The 11,674-nt window shown below is 46.0% G+C and carries 8 protein-coding genes; 2 read left to right on the top strand and 6 right to left on the bottom strand.

Features of this window, described 5'->3' with window-relative positions:
- The 3 genes from Q8P86_02020 to Q8P86_02030 form a co-directional block, all read right to left on the bottom strand.
- Positions 1-5,037 (bottom strand): chitobiase/beta-hexosaminidase C-terminal domain-containing protein (locus Q8P86_02020; protein MDP3996449.1); only part of this gene is annotated, 5,037 nt, incomplete at its 3' end.
- Between the two features lie 261 nt (positions 5,038-5,298).
- Positions 5,299-6,186, bottom strand: a complete 888-nt coding sequence (locus Q8P86_02025; GenBank protein MDP3996450.1) for a hypothetical protein — start codon at positions 6,184-6,186, stop codon at positions 5,299-5,301.
- 10 nt (positions 6,187-6,196) lie between these two features.
- A complete protein-coding gene (locus Q8P86_02030) occupies positions 6,197-7,345 on the bottom strand; it encodes a family 1 glycosylhydrolase (GenBank protein MDP3996451.1) in 1,149 nt (382 codons plus the stop codon).
- Positions 7,346-7,394: 49 nt separating this feature from the next.
- On the opposite strand from Q8P86_02030, the gene Q8P86_02035 reads away from it, so the two are divergent.
- On the top strand, positions 7,395-7,895 hold the full coding sequence (locus tag Q8P86_02035) for a hypothetical protein (protein MDP3996452.1): 501 nt from the start codon (positions 7,395-7,397) through the stop codon (positions 7,893-7,895).
- Positions 7,896-7,975: 80 nt separating this feature from the next.
- Positions 7,976-8,314: a hypothetical protein gene (locus Q8P86_02040; protein ID MDP3996453.1), complete on the top strand. Its 339-nt coding sequence runs from the start codon at positions 7,976-7,978 to the stop codon at positions 8,312-8,314.
- Positions 8,315-8,611: 297 nt separating this feature from the next.
- Here Q8P86_02040 and Q8P86_02045 read toward each other — a convergent pair whose 3' ends face one another.
- The 3 genes from Q8P86_02045 to Q8P86_02055 form a co-directional block, all read right to left on the bottom strand.
- Positions 8,612-9,826, bottom strand: coding sequence for an aminopeptidase (locus Q8P86_02045; protein MDP3996454.1), 1,215 nt, complete (start codon positions 9,824-9,826; stop codon positions 8,612-8,614).
- Between the two features lie 79 nt (positions 9,827-9,905).
- A complete protein-coding gene (locus tag Q8P86_02050; protein MDP3996455.1) occupies positions 9,906-10,808 on the bottom strand; it encodes a matrixin family metalloprotease in 903 nt (300 codons plus the stop codon).
- Position 10,809: 1 nt separating this feature from the next.
- Positions 10,810-11,619 (bottom strand): YihY/virulence factor BrkB family protein, encoded by an 810-nt coding sequence (locus tag Q8P86_02055; protein ID MDP3996456.1) that lies wholly within the window; start codon positions 11,617-11,619, stop codon positions 10,810-10,812.
- Positions 11,620-11,674 lie beyond the last annotated feature (55 nt).

Here is an 11,674-nt window from a genome sequence, read left to right on the forward strand (position 1 = left end):
TACTTCGTAACCTAAGAGAGCGCAGTGAACATCGTTGACTACTTGCTGGTCGGCTTGGAATGCAAGAAGGAGGTTTAGGATTGATTGGATTTGGGAAGAAGTTAAGGCAGAAGAGAGCGAGGGGAAGAGTTCGGGAGAGGATGTAATGGATGAGGAGCAGGAGGAGGGATCGTCTGTTCCTTCAAATTCGTCAGGTTCTGATTGTGTAGAAATGTCTTGAGGAATGGTGTAGGAGCCGAGGTCAAGGGTGCCGCCGCCACCTGAAGAACCGCCTCCTCCGCTACTTGAAGACGGAGCGGAGCTTCCGCCACCTGAAGAAGAGCCGCCACCGCCTGAAGAACTTCCGCCTCCTCCGCCTCCTGACGGTGGTGATGGCGGTGGAACATACCCTTCCGTAACTTCATAGGTAGAGAAGCCGGTAACGGTGAAGGTTAGGGTTTTCTCGGTTTTGTCGTAGGTGATATTGGAGCAGATGGTGGAAGGACAGGAGACGCCGTCTCTTTGGATTTTGGGCTCGGTAAAGGAGATGTTGTGGAGGGTGATGGAAGCTTCTCGGTTGAATTCGGGAAGATTGGAAGGGTTGAGAGTTACTTTGTTTGGAGCAAAGGTGATGTTGCCGTCCAGTGACAGACGGGTTTTGTAGGTTGTTTGGTTCTCTGTTTCGTCTTTGAGAAGAGGGATGCTTTCACTCCAGTTGATTTTACCGTAGTTCCCTACTCCGAGTTCAAGGTTGGAGAGTGAACGTAGGTCAAGAGCGTGGAAGTCGGGTTTGATGTCAAAGGTGGAGGCAAGAGGTTTGGGACAGCCGTATTTGTTGACTACTGATGCGAGAGTGGATGGAGTGGAGGGACAGTAGTCGTCTGTATCAGGGATGCCGTCGTTGTCGGAGTCGCTTCCATTTGTTGAGGGAGGGTTGGAGACGGAAAAAGAGATTTGGTAGTCGGAGGAGTTGGTGTTGCCTGCGGTGTCTCGGCATTTGATGTGGTAGGTGTAGCTTTGGCCGTTAGAGAGACCGGAAACTGAAGTTGAGTGAGTTGTGCTTCCCGTGGTGGAGAATGTGGTCATAGATGCGTAGTTGGTGTTTGCTGTGGTGGAGTATCGGCAGGTGGAGGATTCATTTGTGATTAAGGAAAGAGTAGCGGAGGTGGTGCCTGATGAGAGAGAGTCGGAAGGCGAACCGCCCGAGCGTGAAGGAGGAGTAACATCACCTTGGGCTGTGGTGATGGTGCCGTTTTGGGAGGTGGCGAGGTTGCCTGAAGAGTCGCGGGATTTGACGCGGTAGTTGTAGAGTGTAGACGCTGATAGGCCACTGATAGCCACAGAGTGGCTTGTAACCAACGCTGAATCTAACGCTGATGAAGAGCCGTAGGAAGTGGTGAGTCCGTATTCTATCTGTGAATCGGCCGGTTCGTTGGTAGTCCAGTTTACTGTGGCGCCAGAGGTCGTGATGTTTGAAACGGTGAGGTTGGAGAGGGTGGGTTGGGTGGTGTCTGGGGTAGGTGTGGAGCCGTTGGTTAGAGAGATGCCGGAAACAGTGTGCGAACCTGTGTCGGCATAGAGAGAGATGTTGGCAAGTGATGACGCGCTTCCCTGTTCCGTCCTGAAGGCGTAGTTGCTGGCGATGGTTACAGGCGTGCCGTTGTTGGGTGCGACTGTGGCACTGTATCTCTTATTGAGAACGTCAACCGTCATTACCACATTGTATGGGATGTTGGAAGTGTATGGGAGAGAAGTGACAGCGCTGTAGATACCTCCGTTCCTGGCGTCGATGGTACCGTTGGGGTTGAAGCGGATGATAGCTGCAAGGTCGGTGTAGCCGTCTGCGGGTCCTGACGAGAGGCCGGTGACTGCGTCGATGTTGGTGCCGGATGGAGTCATGGTGAAAGAGATAGTGAAGGTACCGGTTTGGGAAGTGAGTGGGACGTTGGTCCAGTCGAATTCGTTAGAGGATATCGAGCCGAGGACATATACTTCATCTAGAATGTCGCTCGTAGACAATCCTGATTTGACCGCTATGGCCTTGAGAGTAACAGAAGAAGAAATGGTAATGGGAGAAGTGTATTTTGTTGAAGAAGTGGTGGGAGTGGCGCCGTTTAGAGTGTAGTAGATATCAGCCCCACTGGTCGGAGTAGAGAGCGAAACCGTCTGGGCGTTTAGATAACTGCCTCCACCTGGAGTAGCAGTTGGGATGGATGTCTTGAAAGAGTAGGTTTCTGTGCGGACCGTGCTGTCTTCCAGACCGTCAGCTACTGCAAATGCTTTAATGGTCGTGTTTGAAGAAACGTTGATAGCGCCGGTGTAGCGATTTGAGCTTCGGGTAGGTGTGGAGTTGTTGGTAGTGTAGTAGATAACGGCGCTTGGGGTGGCAGAGGTCAGAGTGACTGATGTGGGAGAGGAGATATTTCCACCGGAGGGGGTGAATGTGGGAGAGTGGGTAGTGGATGGCTGTGAGACGGTATTGCGATAGGCGGTCCACATACTATGTGCAAACGGTGAACTATAACTTCCACCCGTACCAAGTTCTTTCATACGATCAATCCAATCGAAGAATGCATCATGGTTCCAGAGATTCTCAATACCCATGACATGCGCAACGAGCGCAGCGCCCATCGATGATTGGTAGGTACTGCTGTGATATGCAAGCTTCCCCGGAAGGTATCTATAACTGGTCGTCAGCAATCGATAATGTCTTTCTCCCCAACTCGCTGTCCCCAGAGGTGTGTCGTCATAGTATCCTGGGTTACAATAACTCTGATCACCGCTGCAATTTATCGGATCATATGTCGCATCTCTCTCCGCTTGCGTGAGATAGAAGGTTTGTCCATCCTCTTGGAAAACTCCGCGCGTATCAAATGCGGAGGCTACATTCTTCATAGCATCATCGTTGAGAATCACTCCGGCAAATAGGATGGGCATCTTCCTTCCAACACCGATAGTGCCACCAACATTGCCCCAATTGGCGCCATTTGCGACATTCCCGTAAAAATCAATGCCGAGTTGAATGTAACGGATGAGAAGTGTTCTCTTCGCATCAAAGGAATCGTTGAGCATGAGACGCAGTACACCGTTATGTGCTTGTCGAGCCATTTCTCCTCCATAGTTAGGCATGTTCTGCGCCGGATGTAAGTAATCCCCTTGCCATTCTGTGCGATGATCTATCCACGGCTTCTCAAATATAGTTTCCATTGAAGCGAGGGTTGGTGTGTTGGCGACCGGTGCTAGAGATGGAATGAGATGTGACTGGATGCTATTCACAGAATGCATAGGTTTGCTGGTGCCGGCATATGGAGGACGGAAGGTTCCTGATGCCGGAGCAGACGAAACAACGGTGAGCACGGCGGCGACATCCAATACCGGACGAGACAAATCTCCGCTAATTGTAGACACGAGCGATGATACTCCCGCAAGCGAAAGCGGAAGCTGTGTAGAAACATCTAAAGCGGAACTAAAACTACCATTCACGCGTGAATCGTATCCGTGACTGGAGCCAGGCATGGGGTTGACCATGGATCCGTCACGGCCAGCTGTGTTATTTGGTTTGCTGATACCTGTGACCACCACCGGCCCCACCACCCACCAATCACCATTAACAAACTGTCCGCAAGAATACGCCTTGTCAAACGTCCACGTGATGCCGAACTGAGAGATGGATGAGCAAGTGCCTGCAGTCGTGGTCTCTGAGGCCTGTGTCCTGGCGCTCACACTGGATGACTGGGTTGATTGATTGCCTGTCGCGTCGTATGCAGATACGGTATATGAATATGATGTGTCGGCAGAGAGGCCGGAATTTGAAAATGAGGTTGTGTTGGATGTTGCGATCTGACTGCCGTTTCTGTAGATGCGGTAGCCGGTGACACCGCTCGCCTGCCCTGAGCCTGTCGAAGGGTCGGTACTTGCCGTCCAGGAGAGATTGATTTGAGATGAGGAAACGGCGGTTGCGGAAAGGCCTGTAGGAGTTGAAGGAGCCGTAGTGTCATTTTCGTTCTCAATGGGATCGGGTTCAGGATCCGGTGTAGGGTCTGGCTCAGTAGTGCCTCCTTCCTGACTTCCGAGAGAGTAGAGTTCTTGGATTTCTGATGAGGTGAGGGCGCGGTTGTAGATGCGAACGTCATCTAAAAAACCTGCGTAGTAAAAAACGGTAGATCGTGCACCAATCTGGTTTACAAGTACGTCGCCTGTTGTGCCAATATCTCCTGAACCTATTGACTCTCCGTTTATATAGAACGTAACCGTAGTACCATCACGGACAAAAACATAATGGTTCCAACTATCCAACTCTATTCCTCCTATACTTTTATCTACAAAGCCAGCACTAACGCGATAGCGTAAGCTTCCGGAATTAAAGCCTACATGGTTACTAGCAGAGTTAGAGTGTCCAAATACAGCAGTAGCCGAAAATGCTTTAGCCCAAAAAACAAATGAGTTCGTTTGATCCCCCGAAAAAGAAATTCTTATTGTATCATCCACCCCATCAAAACTCATCGCCCCACTCCCCACTTTCCCACTTGTCCAAGTCGGGCCGTTTTTAAGTGTACCATTATTACCACTTCCACTTGAGTCCCCTGCTGTTGTGCCCGATCCGTCATCAAAAGTGTAGTGAGCGACAAGGCCGGAACCCGAGCCGGAGATAGCCGCCGTCTGGGAAGACGGCGGCAGATTTACGATGTATGATTTAAGATTTAGGAAGGAGGAAGAAAGAGAAGAAAAGAGAGAGTTAAGAAGTGATCGGGTTTTGGGGCCGACTTGTCCCCAGCCGGTTGATTCTTCGTCTCCTTCGCAGACAATTCCCTTTTCACATTGAAAGGCCTTGACTGCAGAGGTGGTAAGAGAGCCGTAGTAGGTGGTTTCGTTGTTTAAAGAGCCGGGTTCGGGTGCGGGAGCTACGGTCTTGCCTGTTAGGTTTAGGATTTTCTGAAGCAGAGTTACCTCATCGTTTGAGTCGCCGTACTTGAGCGTCTGGTTTATCTGCGCGTTTGCAAAAAACGGGATGGTGAATAATGAGCAGACGAGGATGGGGTATAAAAATGCTTTTTTCATGTTCCTAATTTTAACATTCCAACTTTTAATGTCTAATCTCTTTATAGCATAATTTTTAATTTTGTAATTTTCATACCGTTAGAAGTTACTGCTTATCATTCTCTGATAATATTTTATTGAAAATTTCGGGGTTTGATTGAAAATTGAAAATTGGAAATTGAAAATTATTATCATCTCCCCATATTGTATAGCTGCGTGATTTCGGAGGCGGAGAGGGAAAGAATGTGCCCGTATATCCCGTCTCCCATGTCCAACCCGCAGTTATATAAACAATACAAACAACCCGCTCGTGATAAGAACAATCGCCACCCATTTGTGCAATATATGTCCGGGTCTGAAGACCTCTTTAACGTATCTTGGCCTCCTTTCACCCAAAAGCCCCACTATTATAAACAGGAAGACAAACTGCAAACCTTGCAAAGCATTTACGATGGAAACATCACCAAGTTTTATGGCAAAAAGAGTTACCAAGAAAACCAAGGAAGATAAAATTTTATTTCCCACAACCAGAGAAATGGTTCTTTGCGAAACTCTCTTTGTTTTAGAAAAAACGGCCTTAAAAACAGGTGGCCACAGGAGAAGACACATTGCCGCCACGAAATTCGCCATTCGCGACCAGAAAAAAGCGTTCATAAAATCAATCTGATTAAACATTATTTTCATGTAAATGGAAGAAAGAGCAAAAAGAAGACCGGAAAATACAACGAAAACAAAAGCCAAAGGATGAAAACGAAAATGAGCGACGAAAAGCATTCCGACAATCAAAAAGACAATGCCCGCCACAAAATGTTCCGGCAGAGGGGACTGCAAAAGTTTTAAACTGAAGAAAAAAGTCGCTCCGGCCGTAATGGCTCCCAAAAACGGCGCGACATCCGTCGCATCCGCCCACTTGAGGGCCGTGTAGAGAAATAAAATCGCCCCAATAAAAGTAAACCCAACTATGGCGGACAGTTTTAAAGTAACAAAGGAAGGAAGTGAAATGAGACCTGAAGGCAGGAGGACTATCGGAAATATTGAAAGGGCGCCGACATAAAAAGCATAGACGGCGGGACGAGGTATTTCAGGCGAAGTTACCAGATACTTGTCCAGAAGCACCACGATTGCCTGAAAAAACTGCGCGATTACAACTAATATTATCCAAAATTCCATGAAAAAAATTTTAACGTGAATTTTTGACTGAATTGATTAAATGTTTATACACCTCGGCGGAATTCCTGACAGTCCTCTTGCCCGTCTCGTAGTCCGTTTCCACCAAACCAAACCTCGGCCCAAAACCTTCCGCCCATTCATAGTTATCCAAAAGCGACCAGTAAAAATATCCTCTGACATCCACCCCCTTTTTTATGGCTTCCTCCACGGCCGCCACATGTTCTATTATATACTGTCCCCGTCGCAAGTCCTTGGCGTCCGCCAGTCCGTTTTCCGTAACATAAATGGGCTTCTCGTATGATTTGGCTTCTACGAGAACGCTTTCAAGCCCCGCGGGATAAATATCCCAACCCATGTCTGATTTTTCATGATGTTTGTCGTCTCCGAATTTCTTATGGAAATAAAAATTTATGCCTATAAAATCGGTTTCGCCTCTGATTGAGTTTAAAAATCTTTTGTTCCAGAACCAACGCAAGAAGCCGGCGAAGATGGAGCTCCAGAAATTGCCACCACAAAAGTCAATGTTGTTTTTCGCGATACCGACTTGAACAAACTCTTTGGCTTTTTTGATTTGCCGATACGCTTCTCTATGGGCCTTCACCAGAGAACTTTGAACCCTCAAAAAAGACAGGACGTTCTTTTTAAAAGGAGGCCATACTCCGCGATTGTATCCATTGGAAGCAAAGACGACCGGTTCGTTCATTATAATCCAAAAATCGGCTTCGGCGCCAAGTTTTTCCACAACATGTCGGCAATATTTAGAAAACACAAAAGGAAAAGACGGCGACAACACACCCCCTTTTTTAGAAAGCCAGTCCGGCAAAGTAAAATGCCAAAGCGTAACAAACGGTTCCATTCCCTGCGACTTAAGTTCCCGCAAGACGGTTCTGTAATGTTCTATCTCTTTTTGGTTAAAACGTCCTTGAACCGGTTCAATTCTCGCCCACTCAACTGACAGTCGATGGGCGTTATGCCCAAGCATCTTTGCGATAGCGAAATCCTGCTTGAATTTCGTATAATGCTCCGCTGTTTTACCACAAACAGGCACAGTTCCTTTGCGGGCCTCTTCAGCCCAATCATTGTTTTCTATCCCGCCCTCTACCTGATAAGCGGAAGTGGCCGCCCCAAAATAAAACCCGTCAGGAAATTTTCTAACCATGTGATAATTGTAGCATGATAAACGCCGTTTAAAATGGTATAATTTTTTGATGTTTTCAAAATTTTGGAACTGGTACGAAAAACATTACCTTTTAAATGTTAGCGTGGCCGCCGGACTTTTCACCCTACAGATAATTCACTTGATATGGCTTTTCGGCGAGGTTATAGTTTTAAAGCTCTCGGGTGTGACGCTTTTTCATTTCCACGACAGCTGGCGATGGCTTGTCATTCTTGTTGACTACACGGAAATACCGGCTCTTTTTGGCATTTCTTTAATCTACATAAACGACCTGCGAAAACGATTCACATGGAAGCCGTTACTGTACCTCGTGTTTTTGAATTCCCAATGGCTTCATATTTTTTGGATTACGGACACGTTTGTCGTAAACTCTTTCACCGGCGCCGGAACTGTTTTTCCGGGATTTTTAGCTTGGATTGCCATTCTTATTGACTACTTGGAAGTTCCGGTAATGGTGGAGACATTTAAAAAACTTTTTGTCGCCATAAAAGAACGCGACCGTACCCTTATGAAAGTGGCGTTTGAAGAATAGTCGGTCAATGCCAAGTATTGACCATATGATTTTATCTGATAGATTAATATAAGACGCAAAACTCAAACCGGAAGGTATCTATGAGATCTATGAAGATAGTCATGACGATGTATTCTTCTTACGAAATCGGTATTCCGCAGTTTAGTGTAAAATGTCCATTTTGCAAACGGACGATAGCCGAAGGAGAATGGGTTATTTTCACGGAATTCGGTGGCAAAGGGTTTGTCCTGGCAAGAGAAGTGACTCACTGCGGTATTTACGAAAAACATGTGCCGTTTTTCTTGCCTTACGTGTACGATAGCGACATGGAGGCCTCAAAGAAAATTAACGCCATAATAAAGGCCTCGTCCGATAACGATGGACATTGTAAGCTGTCTTTTTTTCCGGTATCGTCTTTCTTCATTCCGGAAAACAACTGACCTGTCCTTCGTTTACTTTCATAAAAACCCGCCGTCACGTTCACGGCGGGTTTAAGTTTTACGGACAAAAGTAATCTTAAGAAACGAAAAAATAGAAACAGAAAATTGCGATTTTTCCTCTTCTCTCTTTTATTCTCTCTTTTTTGACTTTCTTAACTTCTTTCTTAATCTCTTCATCCATTAATTTCCTAATTTCCTCACATACACTAATTATGGACGGCCGTCCATAATTAGTGTATGTCGGGATGGAAGACAAAGAACAAGCTGGCTTTATAGTAGACACCCCACCGGCTGTTCTTAAAGCACGAACATGCCGTTTTTGTAGATGACGCGCTCAGAGCCGTCTTTTAAAATCGCGGTTACAATTCGCTCTTCGGTGGAAACTATATCCGTATGCACCGACGAGTCGTTATAGCCCATTTTTTTCCATTCTTCTTTTGTAACTTTTGACGGGTCGCCATCAAAACAGTCGTGATAGGCCTTGCCAAGCGCCAGATGAGTATTGCCGTTTGGTCCGCCCATGTTTTCGTCAAAAAGTGTCTCGGCCATGAATTTTGTAATTCTTGAAAATCGCTTATCCGTCAATGAATATTCTCCGATTTTGTCGGCATTCTCTGTCTTTATCATCTGTTTTAGAATTTTTTCTCCCTTTTTGGCTTTTGCTTTAACCACTTTTCCTTTTTCAAACCAAAGTTCCACTCCTTTTATCAAATTTCCGTAAACGTAAAGCGGTTCGCTAAAACGTATCCACCCTTCCGTACCCCGCCAGTCAGGTGAAGTAAAAAGCTCAAAACTTGGAATATTTCTGCCGGAACCGCCCATCCAAATTCGCTCCTTTCCCAGCTTTATTTTCAAATCCGCTGACGGCCCCTTTACGCGCAGATATTCAGGCCGAAGGGTATTGAGTTTTTTTCTTATATTTTCCAGCTTCACGTAGACCTTCTTCCACTCAGCAACCGGGTTTTTACTGTCCAAAAAACACGCCTTTATTATTTGGTTCCAGTACTCTTTTTCCGTAAGCCCCGCTTCCTTGGCCATAGCCGGTGTGCCGTAAAGCGCTATGGTCCATGTATATAGTCCTCTGTTTTCTTTTTCATTTCGCCAATCCATATAGGGCTTAAAAGTCAGACCGCGTAGCATGATTTTCTCGGGCGGAACGCCTTTTAGCGCCTGTTTGTTCATTTCGGAAACCACAAAAAGTGAATGGTGTGCTTCTTCCACAAGACCTTTTAAAAATTTTTCAGGAAAAAAACGAAGCTGGTGCTCTTTGGCGTAAAGATAAAAATCCCGTTCCAATGGAAGCCGTACTCCTCCGTCAGGCCGGAAATCGGAAATCACATGTCCACCCGCTTTCCACACGGCTTTTCTAAGCTCAACAAAAAGAGGTTTTGCGTACTCATAGCAAATCAAATGCACGACGTCATTTTTTTTGATGCCTTTTCCTCCGCCGAGAGCGAAATTTACCAAAACATCGGCGTATTTTTCCAAAATTTTTTGAGAAGGATGGTACATGATAGGCACATGATAAAACAGGGTCGGAAGATTATGCTTCCTTAATGCCTATCTTAACCTTTAAGATTCATTCATACAACTAAATGCGACACCTTTCCCGAAGGGCGCTTATATCTTCTTCGGTTAAAGACACGTTTTCCAAGTCCTGTTCGCCCATTAAATAGTACATGACCGAACGAGGGTCCTCCACATGGTCCAAACCGAGCGCGTGCCCCAGTTCATGAACCAGAACCAAAGTCAGATTGGACATATCGTCAAATTGAAAAATATTTATTTCCCGACCGTTGTATTCGCCTTGACTGAATTCTCTGGACGAACCGTGTTCTGATTGATAGGTCTTTACTCCAACATTGTATTGCCCCACCAAAGAGTTTCCTTGAGCGCTTAGCCGGTTTAGTTCTCTGGCAAAAGAATTTATACTTACTCTCTGCGCTTCCAAAGAAACGGCTAACTGACGCAGTTCTTTTTCTTCCTGCTCCAGTCGCTCGTAGACGTCTTGTGGCGCTCCTCCTCGCCTGTTCCACATCTCTACTTCACTGTTGAAAGAAGAAATCCTCCTCTCGTACTCGTCTGCCGACGTCTTGTAAGCGGAAAGTTCCTTTTCATACAGCGCCTGCGATTTTGACTGTTCGTGACTGAGCGACAGGTAAGTGTTTTCAAGCATTTCAAGTTCGTTCCTTTTTCTTTCTTCTTCTATGGCCAAACGCTGTCTTTCGTCAAAAATAAGATTGACCTTAAAATCGGCTTGCTCCACCAATTGAAACAAATTCACGTTGAAAGCGTCTTCCCAGACACCTTCCGCTTCAAGGAGGGCAAAGGTGAAATCCGACTCTGTTATGCCGAAACGGCTGTCAAATTGTCCCAAAGAATATTTCAGCGTTTTCTCGCAAACAGTGGGTCCGATAATTTCGGCGTTGCGCAAGATGACATAAGAGACACCGACTGAAAGAATTATGAAAATAATGCTAAAAAATTTTTTCATTTTACTTGGCCTTTGCTAAAAGAGCGCCGACGAACGCAGACAGAATGGCATAATATACCCATATAAGTGCGACCAAAAGAAATTCAGCGGCTCCGTATATGGAAACAGTGGTGCTCCACTGCAAAAACAGCGAAATAATATAATTTAGAAAAGTAACGCAAGCGGCCGCAGTCAGACCGCCGTAAAAACACTGAAGCCACCCAATATCCGATACGGAAGCCAGCCGATAAACCACGGTAAACAAAAGACCGAGAGCAAGAAAACTCATCGCGAACTGAGCCGTTATAAAAAGAGCATCCGGCAAAAATGTCAAAACCTCGTGGGAAAACTGAACCAGAAGAGGTACTGTTATGTTGAACACGGATAGCGAGAAAAATAAAATTATCACGGCCACCATGAAGACAACGGAAAGTCCGTGTGTTTTAATGGTTCGCTTCAGCGGGTCTCTTTCATGTATTTCATAGGAGAACAAATCAAAAAAACTTTGTCTGGCGTGATGAAAGAAACGAGCAATTCCAAATACGAGAATTATCGCGGATATGCTCGTCAGAGTGATATTTTGTTCAACAGAGGCCAGCCGGTCAATCATGGTTTGGAAAAAAACTACGGCGCTTTCTCCAAAACGCGACATTACATAGCCGGAAACAGCGTCTCTGACAAGAGTGTTTTCAATGAAAAGATTGCCGATTGAAACGGCGATGATGAGAAGAGGAGCGAGAGCGAACATGGCGTAATAAGCCAGCGAGGCGGCTCGCAAAGTTATCTTCTCATTTCTTGCCATTTCAATAATGAGACGGATTTTTTGGGGCATGGGTATAAATATATCACGACCAGTAACGTGGATATTAACACCGAACCCGCCCTTT

It is taken from the genome of bacterium (genome assembly GCA_030699905.1).
Taxonomy (GTDB): Bacteria; Patescibacteriota; Minisyncoccia; order Phycocordibacterales.